Genomic DNA, 15,782 nt, shown 5'->3' with positions numbered 1-15,782 from the left:
ATCACGAGTTGGGCGGGGCGGTGTGAGGGTGCAGGACACGCCGTAAACCCGTCCGTGGGGGCTCGATGGCGCCATCCATGGCGCCAACGGTCCTGCACCCCCACACCGCCCCACCCCTGACAGTTTCCGGTCGCTGTTGGTAGGTGTCGACCTTGGTCGACACGATGGATCCACGCCATACGTGGATGAAGCGTTCCTGTAGAGCCAAGCCGATGCTTGGCTCTTTTCGTTTCGGATTACGGCTAGGCTGTAGCGATGAAGATCACTTCCATTGCGTTGGACAAGGCCGTGTCGGATGGTCCGATCGATGCGTTCAGCCATGTCCTGCTGAGCGATTCGCCCATGCTGGACGAGGTGCTGGATTGCCTGGCCTCGCTGCACGTGGCTGATCCCCTTCATCGTTATCTGTGCACGCTCGACGAAGTCGACCAGTGCCGCTACACCAGCATGCACGCGTCCGACGACGAGCGCATCGCGCTGTACGAGGACGAAGACCCGGCGACGCTGGAAGATGCGTTGGCGGCACGCGAGCGGTTGCTGGCGCACGTCGTCGCGCAGCTTGAGCAATCCACGCATCGGCTGCAGTGGACAGCGCTGGCGGGTACGTTGATGTGCAGCGACGAGGACATCGAGGCGCTGGTCGCTGCCAATGCGAAGCCGGATCTCATCATCGATGACGTGGTCTGCGTGCAGCAGGTACCCGTAGCCAGTGACGACCTGCTGATTGCCGCCCTGCCCAACGGCTACTTCAGCGCGGACTGGGACCTCTTCCAGAACCACGCCCTGATCCGGCATCTGCAGGAGCGCTACGACTACCGCCTGTTCGGACTCGGCGCATCGTGGCTCGGTTTCCAGCGCGACCGCGCACCGTCGTCTGCAGAGGCGGGCGCGTTGGTCGCGGACCTGCAGCGCGTCTACGCGGCCGGAACGCACGACACGTGGTCACAACTGGCTGCAACGCTGGCCAACCGCACCACACTGCTATTGGGCTACACCGAAGACTTCAGCGAACAACTACCCTGAGCACCGCTCTACACGAGCTCGCGCAGCGAGCGACCCGCTTCCGCCTTCGCTTCTGATCTGCTTTCCGTGGTGGCCGCGCCCGGAAACTGTCAGGGGTCGTGTGCGCTGGATTCGCGGGGGTATCCGCGCCATGGATGGCGCGGCTAAGCCCCCATGGACGGGTTCACGGCGTCCCCCGCGAACCCAGCGCACACGGCCCAGCTCATGAAACCAACTGCGCGAACCACCACGAGGGGCTCCGCCGTTGGCCGCAATCTCCGGCACAATCGCACTCCTGATTCCCCAGAAAACGGTGAACGTGCAATGCGCATCCTGATCCTCGGCGCCGGCGGTACCGGCGGTTACTTCGGCGGTCGCCTGGCCCAGGCCGGCGTGGACGTGACCTTCCTGGTGCGCCCCGCACGCGCCGCCCAGCTGGACCGCGATGGCCTGGTCATCCGCAGCCCGCTCGGCGACGCCAGCTTCCCGGTGCAGCACGTCACCGCCGATGCGCTCCCGGCATTGGCCGCGCAGAAGCCGTTCGACCTGGTCATCCTCAGCTGCAAGGCCTACGACCTGGACAGCTCGATCGATGCCATCGCGCCGGCAGTCGGTGCGAACACCACCGTGCTGCCGATCCTCAACGGCCTGCATCACTACAACGCGCTGGACCTGCGCTTCGGCCGCGACGCCGTGCTCGGCGGCCTGTGCTTCATCAGTGCCACCAAGGCCCCCGACGGCGCCGTGCTGCACCTGGGCAAGCCGGCCAAGCTCACCTTCGGCGAGCGCGACAGCGGTGCCATCTCCGAACGCGTGCGTGCCTTCGCCGCCGCCTGCGTGCAGGCCAACCTCGATCATCTGGCCAGCGAGCACATCGGCCAGGAACAGTGGATCAAATACACCTTCCTGACCGCGCTGGCCGCCTCGACCTGCCTGCTGCGCGCGGATATCGGCAGCATCGTCGCCACCGATGATGGCGAGGCGATCGTGCGTGGCCTGTACGACGAATGCCTGGCCGTGGCCGAAGCTGCCGGTGAGCCGATTCCCGATGCTGCGCAGGACACCGCACGCGGCACCCTGACCCAGGCCGGCTCTGCGTTGAAGGCTTCGATGCTGCGAGACCTGGAAGCCGGCCAGCAGGTGGAGGCAGAACAGATCGTCGGCGACATGCTTGCGCGCGCGCGCAAGGCCGACCAGGAAGCTTTGCTGCTGCAGGTCGCCTACAGCAGCCTGCAGGCCTACCAGGCGCTGCGCAGCGCGTGAGCGCCGCGTTGCAGACCAACGCGCTGCCGGCGCGGGTGCTGATCCTCGGCATGGGCTGGAGCGGGTGCGTGCTGGCTACGCATCTGCGGGCGTTGGGCGTACACGTGGCCGGCACGGTGCGCGACCCGGCGTCGGCACCGCACGATGGCCTGCCGCGCCATCAGCTGCGAGCTGACATACCACCGTCGCCCGCCCTGCTCGATGAGATCGCGCAGGCCGAGGCCGTGCTGTGCAGCGTGCCGCCCGACGCCGAGGGTGACCCGGCACTGCGTCTGCTGCTGCCGGCACTGCAGGAAAGTCCGGCACTTCGCAGGGTGGGCTATCTGTCATCCACGTCGGTCTATGCCGATCGGGCCGGCGGCTGGATCAACGAAACCAGCGTGGCCGATGCTACTGAAACGACCGGCATGCAACGCAGACGCGCCGAGGACCAGTGGCGTGCGCTGGCGGAGCAGCGCGGTATCGCCTCGGCGGTATTCCGCCTGCCCGGCCTGTACGGGCCGGGGCGCAATGCGCTGCTGCAGCTGGCGCAGGGACGTGCGCGCCACGTAGTGCGTCCTGGGCTGGTATTCAACCGACTGCACGTGGATGACCTGGCAACGGTCGTTACCGCATCGATGCAGCGGCCGTGTGTGGATGGGCTGTATCTGCCGGCCGACGACGAGCCGGCACCGCCGCAGCAGGTACTGGCCTTCGCCGCGCAGCTGGGCGGGTTTTCGATGCCACCTGCCATGCCCTGGGACGATCCCGCGCTGAGCCCGACACTGCGGCGCTTCTACGAGAGCAGCAAGCGCATCGACAGCACCGGTACGCGCGAGGCGCTGGGCTGGGAGCCGCGCTTCCCGACGTATCGGGAAGGGCTGCGCGGGCTGCTGGAAGCACTCTGACCCGCTTGTAGAGTCGAGCTTGCTCGACTGCTTCTGCACGGCAGTCGAGCAAGCTCGACTCTACGACACACGGTCGCCGCGTTCGACGCGACGAAGGGAATCAACCCGCGTCCGGCAGGCGGAAGAACGTACGCGTCGCGGCAGTTGCATTCGCGGCGGTCACCGCCACGTCTTCACCACGGTCGCGCGCCAGCTCTTCCACGATGTGCGAGAGGAACATCGGTTCGTTGCGGCGGTCCTTCGGCATCGGCTTCAGCGTGCGCGGCAGCAGGTACGGTGCGTCGGTCTCGATCATCAGGCGGTTGGCCGGAATGTTCTTCACCAGCTCGCGCAGGTGCGCGCCACGGCGTTCGTCGCACAGCCAGCCGGTGATGCCGATGTACCAGTCCTGGTCCAGGTAATCGAACAGCTCGTCACGCTCACCAGTGAAGCAATGCACCACTGCCGGGCCGATGCGACCCTCGAAGTTCTTCATCTGTGCCATGAAATCGGCATGTGCGTCGCGCTGGTGCAGGAACAGCGGCTTGCCGTTGTCTGCGGCCAGCTGCAGCTGGCGCTCGAACGCGCGGTGCTGGGCCGGGCGCGGCGAGAAGTCACGGAAGTAGTCCAGCCCGCACTCGCCCACTGCCACCACTTCCGGGTGGGCATGCAGCGCGCGCATCTCGGCGTCGCATTCCTCGGTGTACTCCACCGCATGATGCGGGTGCACGCCGGCGGTGGCATACAGGAAGCCCGGGTGCTGCTGCGCCAGCTGCAGGGCCAGTGGCGAGTGCTCGCGGCTGGCACCGGTGATGACCATCTGCACCACGCCGGCCTGCCGTGCGCGGTCCAGCACGGCATCGCGGTCACGGTCGAAGGAGTCGTGGGTCAGGTTGGCGCCGATATCGATCAGGTGCATGGTCATCGCGGGGGAAAAGTGCCCGCGCATTGTACCTGCGGCTGCCGTGGCCCTTTATCCTTTGCACATGAACGCCCCGCTCTTCCCGATTTCCCCGCTGTTGCCGCAGATCCAGCAGCACCTGGCCACGCAGCCGAGGCTGGTGCTGGAGGCCCCGCCCGGCGCCGGCAAGACCACCCAGGTGCCGCTGACGCTGCTCGATGCACCGTGGCTGCAGGGGCGGAAGATCATCCTGCTGGAACCGCGCCGCGTCGCCGCGCGCAGCGCGGCGCTGTTCATGGCACGGCAGCTGGGTGAGGAGGTCGGCGGCACGGTCGGCTACCGCATCCGCTTCGAGAACAAGGTCTCGGCGCGCACCCGCATCGAGGTGGTTACCGAAGGCATCCTGACCCGCATGCTGCAGGACGACCCGATGCTGGAAGAGGTCGGCGCGATCCTGTTCGACGAATTCCACGAACGCCACCTCAGTGGCGATCTGGGCCTGGCGCTGGCGTTGGACGTGCAGGCACAGCTGCGCGATGACCTGCGCCTGGTGGTGATGTCGGCGACGCTGGATGGTGAGCGCCTGGCCCGCTTCCTCGATGCACCGCGCCTGAGCAGCGAAGGCCGCAGCTACCCGGTGGCGATCAGCCATTTCCCGGCGCGCCGCGATGAGGCGCTGGAACTGCAGGTGCGCCGCGCGGTGCAGCAGGCCCTGGCTGAATATCCCGGTGACCTGCTGGTGTTCCTGCCCGGCCAACGCGAGATCGCGCGGGTGCAGGCCGGGCTGCAGGAATCGCTGGATGCCGGCGTGGAAGTGCTGGCTCTGCACGGTGAGCTGCCAGTGGAACAGCAGGCGCGGGTATTGCAGGCGTCCAGTGATGGCCGCCGCCGCGTGGTGCTGGCCACCAACGTGGCCGAGTCCTCGGTGACGCTGCCGGGCGTGCGCGTGGTGATCGACAGCGGCCAGGCACGCGAGCCGCGCTACGACCCCAACAGCGGCTTCACCCGGCTGGACGTGGTGGCCATCGCGCAGGCATCGGCCGACCAGCGCGCGGGCCGCGCCGGCCGTGTCGCCGAGGGCGTGGCGTGGCGGCTGTGGCCGCAGTCGCAGCGGCTGGAGCCGCAGCGCCGCGCCGAAATCGATCAGGTCGAGCTGGCCGGACTGGCGCTGGAACTGGCCGCCTGGGGCAGCAGCGACCTGCGCTTCCTCGATCCGCCACCAGCCGGCCCGATGGGTGCCGCCCGCGAACTGCTGCAGCGGCTCGGCGCGCTGTCCAGCAGCGGTGCGATCACCGCACTTGGCCGCCGTGTGCTGGCGCTGGGCACGCATCCGCGGATGGCGGCGATGCTGCTGGCCGCGCCCGATGCCCGCGCACAGGCGCTGGCCGCCGATCTGGCCGCCCTGCTGGAGGCGCGCGATCCGTTGCGCCAGGGCGGTGATGCGCTGGCCGCGCGTTGGCGTGCGCTGGCGGCGTTCCGCAATGGCCGCGCACCGGGCGACGCCAACCGCAGCGGCCTGGCCGCGATCGATGCCGCCGCCAAACAATGGCGTCGCCGCCTGCGCTGCGATGCCGCACCGCCGGCCAGCATCGAAGCCCATGAACTCGGTGACCTGCTCGCACATGCCTTCCCCGACCGCATCGGTGTCCAGCATCCCAGCGATCCGCTGCGCTACCTGTTGGCCAACGGTCGCAGCGCACGCCTGCACGATCTGAGCGACCTGCGCGGCGAGCCGTGGCTGGTAGCCAGTGAACTGCGCTTCGAGGCACGCGACGCGCTGCTGCTGCGTGCCGCACCGGTGGACGAGGGCCAGCTGCGCAAGGCGTGGCCGGAGCGCTTCGTGACCGAGGATGTGGTGCGCTGGGACAGCGAGCGTCGCGCCCTGGTGGCACTGCGCGAGACCCGTTTCGACCGCATCGTGCTGGACAGCCGCTCGGCCGGGCGGGTTGATCCGCAGCACGCCGCACAGGCGCTGACCGACGCGGTGGCCGAACTCGGCCTGCAGGCGCTGCCGTGGACCGAAGGCCTGCGCCAATGGCAGGCACGCGTGGAGTCGCTGCGGCGCTGGATGCCCGAACTCGGCCTGCCCGACTGCAGCGACGACGCCCTGCTGGCCACGCGTGCGCAATGGCTGCAGCCCGCGTTCGCCGGCAAGAGCCGCCTGGATGCGCTGGACGAGTCCAGCTTCGGCGAAGCGCTGAAGTCGCCTCTGGAGTGGTCACAGCGTCAGCTGGTCGAGCGTCATGCGCCGACCCGCATCACGGTGCCGTCCGGGCTGGAGCGGCCGATCACCTATGCGCTGGACAGCGAGAGCGGCGAACCGCTGCCGCCGGTGCTGGCGGTGAAGCTGCAGGAACTGTTCGGCCTGGCTGACACCCCGCGCATCGCCGACGGCCGCGTGCCGCTGACCCTGCACCTGCTCTCGCCCGGTGGCCGCCCACTGCAGGTCACCCAGGACCTGCGCAATTTCTGGGAAAACACCTACGCGGAAGTGAAAAAGGAAATGAAGGGCCGCTACCCGCGCCATCCGTGGCCGGATGACCCGTGGACGGCGACGGCCACCCATCGGGCCAAGCCGCGCGGGACCTGACCAGTGGGGCCGGCTGTGGACCCTGCCTGATCCTGAATGGCTGCGGTAAAGTCACGCCACGTGTGACCTCGACTGACATACCGTTTACGGGCAACACGCGACACTGGACTTCGACCCGAGGCAAAGGACCCCCGCATGAGCAAGCTGACCGTAATCACCGACCGCGCTCTGGAGCGCGCCCTGGAGCTGGCCCACACCGCCGGCGATGGCCTGAAGAGCGCCGGTGGCAGCCTGCGCAATGCGGACTGGATCAAGACCGGCGCCGCCATCGGCGCAGTGAAGACCGGCGGCAAGGCCGCAACCAAGTTCGTGCGCCGCAATCCGGCAGTGGCCGTGGCCGCCGCTGCGGTCGGTGTAGGCCTGCTCGGCTACGCGCTGTACCGCAAGCAGCAGAAGAAGAAGGCCGCCAATGGCCACGTGGTGAATGGGCAGGCGCAGCGCATCAACGCACGTGACCGCCGCAACGACACCGTGGTGGACGAGCACAGCGATATCGGCAGCGACGCCTGAGCCTGCCGGGGTCGGATCCTTTCCACAGGAAGGGCGCTGACCCCCAAGGCACTACATGAGGGCCGGACACCGGAAGGTATCCGGCCCTTTCTGCATCAACCGATCTGCAGCCACTGTCCCGGCTGCAGGTCGTCCAGCCGGTAAGGCCCCATCGACACGCGGACCAGCCGCAGCGTCGGCAGGTTCACCGCCGCGGTCATCCGCCGCACCTGCCGGTTGCGGCCTTCCCGGATCGTGATCGCCAACCAGCTGTCAGGCACGGTCTTGCGGAAGCGCACCGGCGGATCGCGTGTCCACAGCGACGGCGCCGGATCGAGGCGCTCGATCTTCGCCGGCAGGGTCGGCCCGTCATTGAGCACCACGCCGTCGCGCAGCTGTTGCAGCTGTTCGTCGCTGGGCATGCCTTCCACCTGCACCCAATAGGTCTTGTCAGCCTTGTGCTTCGGGTCGGTCAGCTTGTGCGCCAGCGTGCCGTTGTCGGTCAGCAGCAGCAGGCCTTCGCTGTCATGGTCCAGGCGACCGGCGGCATACACGCGCGGCGGCAGGCCGAACCCGGCCAGGGTCGGCCGCGGCGGCACGCTGCGGTCGGTGAACTGGCAGAGCACGTTGAAGGGCTTGTTGAAGGCGATCAGCATTGCGGGCACGGCAGGCGGCGGGTGGGGCATTGTCCCATGCCGCGTGCGGCGGCTCGAAAGGTGCCGGTCAAGTCGGCCGGCATAGCCCATGCCCGGCTGCGCTTTCCTGCGACCACGAACACGAAGGGCTCAGCCGAATACCTTCCACTGCAGCAGGAACGACCCCAGCACCAACACGAAACCGCATGCCGTGACGACATTGGCCCGGCGACGCAGGGCCGCGGGTGGCGGACAGGTCATGCGGGCGCGTTCGTCCAGCACCCCGCCAAAGAACAGCACCGCAAAACCCGTCGCTCCCAGCAGGTCGTAAGCATGCCCACCGTGGTACACAAAGTCATACAGCCTCGGCAGCACCAGCACCGCGATGACGATATACAGCACCTTCTTCAACGGTCCATGTCCTTGAATTCGATTGGACTCCGGCGCATGGCCGGACCTGGGGCCAGCCATACGTTGCGCTGCGCGCGGTGAGCGTGGTTGCGGCTGCGCTTTCCTGCCGCCCCAATCTCGGCCGGCTCAGCCGAAAACCTTCCATTCCAGCAGGAACGAGCCCAGCACCAGTGCGATGCCGCACGCGGCGATGACATTGGCCCGCCGCCGCAGGCCTGCGGCCGGCGGGTCGGCCTTGCGCGAACGTTCCTCCAGAAGGGCACCCGCGAACAGCACGGCAAACCCTACCGTCGCCATCAGATCGTGGGCATGACCACCGTAGAACACAAAATCGATCAACCGCCCCAGCACCAGCACCGCGACAGCAATGTAAAAGACCTTCTTCAACAATTCATGTCCTTGCATACGATCGAATTCCGGCGCATGGCCGGTCTTGGGACCAGCCATGCGCCGCGCTACGCGCGATGAGCCGAGCATGGGCTCGGCTCTACAGAGTCAACATGCGCCAGCCCGGCACCACCCCTTACGGCTTGATGAAGCGCAGGGTCATGCGGTCGCTTTCGCCGATCGCCTGGTACTTCGCATCATCGGCCTTGTCGTGCTGGTTGGTCGGCGGCAGCGTCCACACACCGTTCGGGTGGTCCTTGGTATCGCGCGGGTTGGCGTTGACCTCGCTGCGCGCATCCAGCTTGAAGCCGGCGGCTTCGGCCATCGCAATCACCTGCTGCTGGCCGACATAGCCGGTGTCATCGTTATCGGCCACGTCGGCCTTGGCGCGGTGCTCAACCACACCCAGCACACCGCCCGGCTTGAGCACGTTGAAGAAGCCCTGGAACATGCCCTGCGCCTGGCCGGCCTTGCGCCAGTTGTGCACGTTGCGGAAGGTCAGCACCACGTCGGCTGAACTGGCTGGGCCGAACACCGGCTTGGCCGGATCGTAGGCGACCACGGCGGTCTTGCCGAACTGTGCCGGTGCACCGGCGTACTTCTTTTCCAGGCTGTCGCGGCTGCGCTGCTGGTAGTCACGGCCGCGGCCTTCAGGCACCGCCATCGGATCGACCACCGCAGCAACGTAGTGGCCCCTGTCGTGCAGCAGCGGCGCCAGGATCTCCGAGTACCAGCCGTTGCCGGGGGTGATCTCGATGACGGTCTTTTCCGGCGTCACCTTGAAGAACGACAGCGTCTGCGCCGGATGACGGAAGCCATCGCGCTTGACGTTGTTGGCATCACGGGTCGACGCCTTCACCGCCGCATCGATGGCCGGTGACACCTGGATCTTCGCCGGTGCCACCGTGGCCGGTGCGGCGAACGCGGGAACAGCGGCAAGCAGGGCCGAAGCAAGCAGCAGGCGGCAACCACGCAGGGACGAAGCAGGCATCATCGGAGCGACTCCAGCGGAAGATGCGGCGAGACTAGCAGCCGCGGCGTCCCAGGTGTTCACAAAACGTTAGCTGCGTGCGTATCGCGGAACACTGTTTTGTGGTCACCGCCGCAGCACGGTCACACAACGCGTTTTATTCTGGAGCACTTCCCCCAAGGAGTCCGTGCCCATGACGGCAACCCGCGAACTGGGCCGTTCCGGCCTGCATGTACGTCCGCTCGCCTTCGGTGGCAACGTGTTCGGCTGGAGCGCCGATGAGAAGGCCAGCTTCGCCCTGCTCGATGCCTTCGTTGATGCCGGCTTCAACCTGGTCGACACCGCCGATGTGTATTCGGCCTGGGTGCCGGGCAATGCCGGCGGCGAATCGGAAACGCTGATCGGCAAGTGGTTCGCCCGCAGCGGCAAGCGCGACAAGGTGGTGCTGGCGACCAAGGTGGCCAAGTGGGCCGAGCGCCCCGGCCTGACCCCGGACAACATCAACGCCGCGGTGGAAGATTCGCTGCGCCGCCTGCAGACCGACGTGATCGATCTGTACCAGGCCCATGAAGACGATGAATCCACGCCGCTGGAAGCGACCCTGGCCGCGTTCGGGCGCCTGATCGAAGCCGGCAAGGTGCGTGCGATCGGTGCGTCCAACTACAGCGCCACGCGCCTGGCCGATGCGCTGAAGGTATCCACCGACTACAAGCTGCCGCGTTACGAAACCCTGCAGCCCGAGTACAACCTGTACGACCGCGCCGGCTACGAGAAGGAGCTGGAACCGCTGGTGCAGCGCGAACAGATCGGCGTGATCGGCTACTACGCCCTGGCCAGCGGCTTCCTCAGCGGCAAATACCGCACGCCGGCCGATGCGGCCAAGAGCCCGGCGCGTGGCGAGAACGTGGTGAAGCGCTATCTGAATCCGCGTGGCCTGCGCATCCTGCAGGCACTGGATGACGTGGCCAGCAAGCACAACGCCAGTGCCGCGCAGATCGCACTGGCATGGCAGATCGCACGGCCGTCAATCACCGCGCCGATCGTCAGCGCCACCAGCGTCGAGCAGCTGCACGATCTGCTGGCCGCAGCCAACGTGTCGCTGAGCGTGCAGGATGTCGCGCAGCTGGATGCCGCCAGCACGGAAGCCTGAGACCCGGTAGTGCCGGCCGCTGGCCGGCATTGCGCGGTAAAGAAGAAAATAATTGAACAAAATGGTTGCGCGCGAGTAAATCGTGGTTTATCGTGCGCACCTCGTTTCAACAACCACTGGAAACTTCCCTTGAACGCGCATTCCGTCGCCATCGCCAAACTGCTGCCATGCCTGCGCATGGACGTGCTGGCGCGCGTGTTCGGCAAGGAAGTCCAGCTGACAACGGCCTGATACCCGCCCTGCGGAGATCGGCCACCCCGATCTCCGAGGCTTGACGACGCCCTCGGAACGCAAGTCCCGGGGGCGTTTTCGTTTGCGTCGGCACAAGGACCCGCGATGCCAGAACTGCACCCCGCGCGGCAACCCGCCGCTCACTGACACAGGTTTTTTCCGCCCCGCCGAAGGATTTACTTCGCGCGAGTGGCGACGCCTGGACATTATCTGCATCGCATCAAAACATTATCGCTCGCGATAATGTCGATGGCCTGCACCCTCGATTCTCCAACGGTCCCGTTTCCACCACGGGCTGGTGCGCGCGGCGTTGCCGTGGCGTATGCCGGAGGTCGCGGACATGCCATCGCCTGGATCGCCTGCTGGAAGCAGGCATCGGTTCGCCGGTACGCGGTTCGATTCCGCGCGGTCCCCAACTGGATAGCTCAGCTTGGTCAGAGCAACGGATCCGTAATCCGTCTGTCGTGGGTTCGATTCCCACTCCAAACCACATGACCTGTCACGTCATGACTTGAAGCAACACCCGGGGCGCAAGCCCCAGCGGCCATCGCCGCCGTCCACGGACAACGCCTTCGGGCAGGAACGTGGAAGGCAACGGACCGCACGCCGGGCCCCGGCCCGCCGCCACTGCCAGCCACGTTCCGCACCGGTGCTGCCTGCCGGGAACGACGATGGCAGCAGTGCCGGTGCACCGAAGGCTCCGCGCGTGGACCGTTCCCCGATGGCCGCCCTCTTCCGCCAGCTGCACAAGGTGTGCAGCCAGCCCTGCCACGACCTGATCGGCCCGGGTCATGGCATTCATTCCATCGGGTCGAACCACCAGAGCCATACAAGGAGAGACTCCCATGTTCTGGACCATCAAGGTCGTGATCGGCGACGGCGAGCGCGGCCTGGTGTATCGCAACCGTCGTTTCCAGCAGATCCTGCTGCCGGGCGTGCACCGCCTGTCGCCGTTCGGCGGCCGCCCGCACGTGGACATCCACACCGCATCGAAGGGCGCGGCCTATACCGGCAGCGACCAGGACAGCCTGATCGAGGCGCTGGGCGCACGACTGGACACGCACTTCGTGCTGGCCAATGTCGGCGCCAGCGAGGTCGGCCTGTTGGTGCGCAACGGCCGCATCGATGAAGTGCTGCCGCCGGGCAGCCGCCGTCTGTACTGGCGGGGTTCGGTCGACACCCAGGTGCGCGTGATGGCGCTGGGTGACGAGCCGCGCATTCCGGCGGACGTGCAGCAGCGCCTGGGCCAGTTGGGCGTGCTGCCGCGTGTGGCGGTGATCAGCACCGTGCCAAGCGAGTCGGTCGGCCTGCTGTTCATCGATGGCACGCTGCGACAGACGCTGGACGCCGGCCTGCACGCGTTCTGGAACTTCAACGGCAACGTGTCGGTGGAGCGTGTGGAGCTGCGTGCGCGTTCGCTGGACGTGTCCGGCCAGGAACTGCTCAGCCGCGACAAGGTGACCTTGCGGGTGAACCTGGCCGCGACCGTGCAGGTGGTCGACCCGGTGCGTGCACACCGCACGCTCAGCAATGCCGACGAGTTCGTCTACCGGCAGCTGCAGTTCGGCCTGCGCCAGGCGATTGCCGCGCGCAGCCTGGACGAGCTGCTGGGTGACAAGGCGGCACTGGACGGCGAGATTGCCGCCCATGTGCAGGCGGCGATCGAGGGCCACGGCGTGCGGCTGCTCGGCGTGGGCATCAAGGACGTGATCCTGCCGGGTGAGATGAAGGAGATCCTCAACGGTGTGGTGCTGGCCGAGAAGCAGGCCCAGGCCAGCGTGATCCGCCGTCGCGAGGAGGCCAACGCCACGCGTTCTCAGCTCAACACCGCAAAGCTGATCGAGGACAACCCGGTGCTGATGCGCTTGAAGGAGCTGGAGGCACTGGAGAAGGTCACCGAGAAGATCGACAAGCTCACCGTGTTCGGCGGCCTGGATGGCGTGCTGAAGCAGCTGGTGACGATCAGGTAGGGGTCGCGGCGGCGCAGGGACGCGCCGCCGGCCCATCAAGGACAAACACGAAGACATGGACACTCAACACAACTATCAATGGCTGCACGCCGAGGGCACCACGCCGATCAAGGGCTGGGTCAACGGTGTGCCGCTGGAAGCGCAGGCGCATGAGCAGCTGCGCAACATCGCCGCGATCCCGTTCGTCGGGCCGTGGGTGGCCGTGATGCCGGACGTGCACCTGGGCAAGGGCGCGACCGTGGGCTCGGTGATCCCGACCCGCGGTGCGATCATCCCGGCCGCGGTCGGCGTCGACATCGGCTGCGGCATGGCCGCGGTGCGTACCACGCTGCGTGCCAACGACCTGCCCGATGACCTGCGGCAGCTGCGCAACAGCATCGAGCGCAGCATCCCGGTCGGCAACGGCCGTGGCGGCGAGCACCACCGCATGCCCGACAGCATCCATACGCGGCTGGTGCAGTCCGGGCTGGCCGCCGGCCTGGAGAACATCAAGGACAAGCACCGCAGGATCCGCACCGACAAGCTCGACCGCCAGCTGGGTACGCTGGGCGGCGGCAACCACTTCATCGAACTGTGCCTGGACGAGACGGACACGGTGTGGGTGATGCTGCACAGCGGTTCTCGCGGCACCGGCAACCTGATCGGCACCTACTTCATCGAGAAGGCGCGCGAAGAGCTTGCGCGCCGTGTGCTCGGCTTCCACCTGCCAGACAAGGACCTGGCGTTCTTCATGGAAGGCGAGCCGCTGTTCGATGACTACGTCGAAGCAGTGTCGTGGGCGCAGGACTACGCCCGGCACAACCGCGAGGCAATGATGTCGCGGGTGCTGGCCGAGATGCGCCATCGCCTGCCGAAGTTCCAACTGGCAACGATGGCGGTGAACTGCCATCACAACTACGTGCAGAAGGAGACGCACCACGACCAGGAGCTGCTGGTGACGCGCAAGGGTGCGGTCAGTGCGCGCGAGGGCGAGCTGGGCATCATTCCCGGCAGCATGGGCACGCGCAGCTACATCGTGCGTGGCAAGGGCAACGCGGACAGCTTCCACAGCTGTAGCCACGGTGCCGGCCGGGTGATGAGCCGTGGCACTGCGCGGCAGCAGATCACGCTGGCCCAGCACCGCGAGGCCACCGCGCATGTGGAATGCCGCAAGGACAGCGGCGTGCTGGATGAATCGCCGGCCGCGTACAAGTCGATCGACGACGTGATGGCGGCGCAGCTCGACCTGGTCGACGTGGTGCACACGCTGCGCCAGGTGCTGTGCGTGAAGGGATGATGGAACGGTGCCGGCCAAGGCCGGCACCTGCTCGACGGGCACGGGCGAATGGATGCCCGGGATCCGTAGAGTCGAGCTTGCTCGACTGCTCTTCCACGCCATGCGTGGATGAAACGGCGCCGACCAAGGTCGGCATCTACCAGAGCAGCACGTCGCGTCGGGGGTCAGCGCGGCACGCTGTCCTCGGCCACCAGCGCATGATGCACGCCGATCCCCGCACGCACGCCCTCGGCGGTGGCCAGGGTGATGTTGCCGACCGTGGTCGCATCGCCTGCGGCGTACACGTTCGGCACCGAGGTCTGCTTCATCATGTCGACCTCGATCAGCACCCCCAGCGGGCTCTCGACCAATGTGCACCCCAGCTGCTGCACCAGCGGCGTGGCCATCGCCTGGGTGGCCGGCACGAACAGCGCACGCTGTGCGATGCGGCGACCGTCGGCCAGCTCCACTTCCAGCCAGGTCGGCTGATCGCCCTGCACACCCAGCACGGGTGACGTCTCGATGTGCACGCCGCGCTGCTGCATGGCGGCGCGTTCCTCATCGGTGATCTCCAGACCCATGCTGAAGAACGTGACATTGCCCCAATCGGCGAACAGCGGCGCCTTGCTGGCGGACATCGGATGGCCGCCGAGCAGGCCGATGGCACCACCACCGACTTCATAGCCGTGGCAGTAGGGGCAGTGCAGCACGGTGCTGCCCCAGCGCTCGGCCAGTCCGGGCAGTTCCGGCAGCTGGTCGGCGATGCCGCTGGCCAGCAGCAGCTTGCGCGCGGCCAGCACCTGGCCATCGGCGGTACGCACTTCCACGCCTTCGGCGGTGGTGCGGGCGTGCTCCACTTCGGCATGCACCCAACGCACCGTGGGGTAGTCCAGCAGCTGCTGACGCGCGGTCTTCAGCAGCTCGGCGCCACTGATGCCATCCAGCCCCAGCACCCCGTGCGAATGACTGGCAAAACGATTGCGCGGTGAACCGGCATCGATGACGGTGACCGGGCGACGGGCACGGGCCAGGATCAGGCCGGCGGCAATGCCGGCGTAGCTGCCGCCGACGATGAGCACATCAGGATTCATGGTGACCTTCCAGGGAACGGTGATGGGCAAGATGGCGGGCGAAGTCGGCGCCGAGCTGGTCCAGCGTGGTCGCCTGCAGGCGCTGCTCAAGCAGCCGCTGCGCCTCGCGTGCGCCTTCGAGCAGGGCGCTGTTGACCAGCTGCTGGATCGGGCAGCCACCGCCGGAATCGCGAGCGCCGACCTGGACCAGCGGCGGTGCTCCCACCGCCAGATAGATGTCATGCAGGGTGATCGCCGCGGCATCGCGTGCCAGCTGACTGCCGCCGCCGTGACCACGGGTGCTGCGCACCAGGCCGGCCTTGTGCAGCTGTGCCAGCAGACGACGGATCACCACCGGATGGGTCGGCAGGCAGGACGCCAGCTGTTCGGACGTGCGCGGGGCGGTATGGCCGACCAGGTGCGCCATCACGTGCAGGGCGTCGGAGAGTGGGTTCGCGGATTTCATGTAACAACATTAGTTACATTTAATTCCTCTGTCGAGGGTCTGCTTTCGTTCCATATGGACACATCTGTCCTATGAAACATCTCCTTCACATCACTAAACGAAACGCGAATGTGATGCGCATTTCAC

At 67.1% G+C, this 15,782-nt stretch carries 15 protein-coding genes and 1 tRNA gene; 9 read left to right on the top strand and 7 right to left on the bottom strand.

Annotated elements, in window-relative coordinates; translation table 11 throughout:
- Positions 1-255: 255 nt before the first annotated feature.
- The 3 genes from QRO95_RS01115 (at position 256) to QRO95_RS01105 (ending at position 3,152) form a co-directional block, all read left to right on the top strand.
- On the top strand, positions 256-1,023 hold the full coding sequence (locus tag QRO95_RS01115) for a hypothetical protein (RefSeq protein WP_285301513.1): 768 nt from the start codon (positions 256-258) through the stop codon (positions 1,021-1,023).
- 303 nt (positions 1,024-1,326) lie between these two features.
- Entirely contained in the window at positions 1,327-2,265 is a 939-nt protein-coding gene (panE, locus tag QRO95_RS01110; RefSeq protein WP_285301512.1) for a 2-dehydropantoate 2-reductase, read from the top strand.
- Positions 2,262-3,152, top strand: a complete 891-nt coding sequence (locus QRO95_RS01105; protein ID WP_343237318.1) for an NAD-dependent epimerase/dehydratase family protein — start codon at positions 2,262-2,264, stop codon at positions 3,150-3,152. The genes panE and QRO95_RS01105 overlap by 4 nt, the downstream gene beginning before the upstream one ends.
- A 100-nt stretch (positions 3,153-3,252) precedes the next feature.
- Here the strand turns inward: QRO95_RS01105 and QRO95_RS01100 are convergent, their stop codons facing one another.
- Positions 3,253-4,050: a TatD family hydrolase gene (locus tag QRO95_RS01100; RefSeq protein WP_049480116.1), complete on the bottom strand. Its 798-nt coding sequence runs from the start codon at positions 4,048-4,050 to the stop codon at positions 3,253-3,255.
- 67 nt (positions 4,051-4,117) lie between these two features.
- Between QRO95_RS01100 and hrpB the strand changes: the two genes are divergently transcribed.
- Together hrpB and QRO95_RS01090 are read left to right on the top strand one after the other, a co-directional pair.
- Positions 4,118-6,622, top strand: a complete 2,505-nt coding sequence (hrpB, locus tag QRO95_RS01095; RefSeq protein ID WP_285301511.1) for an ATP-dependent helicase HrpB — start codon at positions 4,118-4,120, stop codon at positions 6,620-6,622.
- A gap of 135 nt (positions 6,623-6,757) precedes the next feature.
- Positions 6,758-7,132 (top strand): hypothetical protein, encoded by a 375-nt coding sequence (locus tag QRO95_RS01090; protein ID WP_019336760.1) that lies wholly within the window; start codon positions 6,758-6,760, stop codon positions 7,130-7,132.
- A gap of 95 nt (positions 7,133-7,227) precedes the next feature.
- Here the strand turns inward: QRO95_RS01090 and QRO95_RS01085 are convergent, their stop codons facing one another.
- From QRO95_RS01085 to QRO95_RS01070, 4 genes are all read right to left on the bottom strand, one after another.
- Positions 7,228-7,767: a pseudouridine synthase gene (locus QRO95_RS01085; protein ID WP_049398657.1), complete on the bottom strand. Its 540-nt coding sequence runs from the start codon at positions 7,765-7,767 to the stop codon at positions 7,228-7,230.
- 129 nt (positions 7,768-7,896) lie between these two features.
- Positions 7,897-8,148, bottom strand: coding sequence for a hypothetical protein (locus tag QRO95_RS01080; RefSeq protein WP_223224685.1), 252 nt, complete (start codon positions 8,146-8,148; stop codon positions 7,897-7,899).
- Between the two features lie 135 nt (positions 8,149-8,283).
- Positions 8,284-8,604, bottom strand: a complete 321-nt coding sequence (locus tag QRO95_RS01075) for a hypothetical protein (protein WP_236494396.1) — start codon at positions 8,602-8,604, stop codon at positions 8,284-8,286.
- 76 nt (positions 8,605-8,680) lie between these two features.
- Entirely contained in the window at positions 8,681-9,538 is an 858-nt protein-coding gene (locus QRO95_RS01070) for a class I SAM-dependent methyltransferase (protein ID WP_285301510.1), read from the bottom strand.
- 169 nt (positions 9,539-9,707) lie between these two features.
- On the opposite strand from QRO95_RS01070, the gene QRO95_RS01065 reads away from it, so the two are divergent.
- From QRO95_RS01065 to QRO95_RS01050, 4 genes are all read left to right on the top strand, one after another.
- Entirely contained in the window at positions 9,708-10,664 is a 957-nt protein-coding gene (locus tag QRO95_RS01065) for an aldo/keto reductase (protein WP_049424161.1), read from the top strand.
- A 647-nt stretch (positions 10,665-11,311) separates the two neighbouring features.
- Positions 11,312-11,385: transfer RNA gene (locus QRO95_RS01060), tRNA-Thr, on the top strand.
- 355 nt (positions 11,386-11,740) lie between these two features.
- Entirely contained in the window at positions 11,741-12,865 is a 1,125-nt protein-coding gene (locus QRO95_RS01055; protein ID WP_285301509.1) for a slipin family protein, read from the top strand.
- A gap of 55 nt (positions 12,866-12,920) precedes the next feature.
- Positions 12,921-14,141 carry an RtcB family protein gene (locus QRO95_RS01050; protein WP_285301508.1) on the top strand — a complete coding sequence of 407 codons (1,221 nt, stop codon included), beginning with the start codon at positions 12,921-12,923 and terminating at the stop codon, positions 14,139-14,141.
- A 164-nt stretch (positions 14,142-14,305) separates the two neighbouring features.
- Here the strand turns inward: QRO95_RS01050 and QRO95_RS01045 are convergent, their stop codons facing one another.
- Complete coding sequence (locus QRO95_RS01045; RefSeq protein WP_049398662.1) at positions 14,306-15,211, bottom strand: NAD(P)/FAD-dependent oxidoreductase; 906 nt, start codon at positions 15,209-15,211, stop codon at positions 14,306-14,308.
- The gene (locus QRO95_RS01040; protein WP_253143681.1) at positions 15,201-15,656 is read right to left on the bottom strand and encodes an Rrf2 family transcriptional regulator; all 456 of its coding nucleotides are present in this window, start codon (positions 15,654-15,656) and stop codon (positions 15,201-15,203) included. The genes QRO95_RS01045 and QRO95_RS01040 overlap by 11 nt, the downstream gene beginning before the upstream one ends.
- Between the last annotated feature and the right edge of the window lie 126 nt (positions 15,657-15,782).

The organism is Stenotrophomonas maltophilia group sp. Smal13 (genome assembly GCF_030236855.1).
In the GTDB taxonomy this organism is placed as follows: Bacteria; Pseudomonadota; Gammaproteobacteria; order Xanthomonadales; family Xanthomonadaceae; genus Stenotrophomonas; species Stenotrophomonas maltophilia_A.
Note: the sequence above shows the minus strand (reverse complement) of the source record. Positions and strands in the feature narration are given on the sequence as shown.

What these genes read in the sequence shown, in the direction of transcription:
- QRO95_RS01040 (WP_253143681.1), bottom strand. Translation starts at nt 15,656, where the DNA reads ATGAAATCCGCGAACCCACTCTCCGACGCCCTGCACGTGATGGCGCAC.
- QRO95_RS01115 (WP_285301513.1), top strand. Translation starts at nt 256, where the DNA reads ATGAAGATCACTTCCATTGCGTTGGACAAGGCCGTGTCGGATGGTCCG.
- QRO95_RS01075 (WP_236494396.1), bottom strand. Translation starts at nt 8,604, where the DNA reads ATGGCTGGTCCCAAGACCGGCCATGCGCCGGAATTCGATCGTATGCAA.
- QRO95_RS01050 (WP_285301508.1), top strand. Translation starts at nt 12,921, where the DNA reads ATGGACACTCAACACAACTATCAATGGCTGCACGCCGAGGGCACCACG.
- QRO95_RS01045 (WP_049398662.1), bottom strand. Translation starts at nt 15,211, where the DNA reads ATGAATCCTGATGTGCTCATCGTCGGCGGCAGCTACGCCGGCATTGCC.
- QRO95_RS01065 (WP_049424161.1), top strand. Translation starts at nt 9,708, where the DNA reads ATGACGGCAACCCGCGAACTGGGCCGTTCCGGCCTGCATGTACGTCCG.
- QRO95_RS01085 (WP_049398657.1), bottom strand. Translation starts at nt 7,767, where the DNA reads ATGCTGATCGCCTTCAACAAGCCCTTCAACGTGCTCTGCCAGTTCACC.
- QRO95_RS01055 (WP_285301509.1), top strand. Translation starts at nt 11,741, where the DNA reads ATGTTCTGGACCATCAAGGTCGTGATCGGCGACGGCGAGCGCGGCCTG.
- panE (WP_285301512.1), top strand. Translation starts at nt 1,327, where the DNA reads ATGCGCATCCTGATCCTCGGCGCCGGCGGTACCGGCGGTTACTTCGGC.
- QRO95_RS01090 (WP_019336760.1), top strand. Translation starts at nt 6,758, where the DNA reads ATGAGCAAGCTGACCGTAATCACCGACCGCGCTCTGGAGCGCGCCCTG.
- QRO95_RS01070 (WP_285301510.1), bottom strand. Translation starts at nt 9,538, where the DNA reads ATGATGCCTGCTTCGTCCCTGCGTGGTTGCCGCCTGCTGCTTGCTTCG.
- QRO95_RS01100 (WP_049480116.1), bottom strand. Translation starts at nt 4,050, where the DNA reads ATGCACCTGATCGATATCGGCGCCAACCTGACCCACGACTCCTTCGAC.
- hrpB (WP_285301511.1), top strand. Translation starts at nt 4,118, where the DNA reads ATGAACGCCCCGCTCTTCCCGATTTCCCCGCTGTTGCCGCAGATCCAG.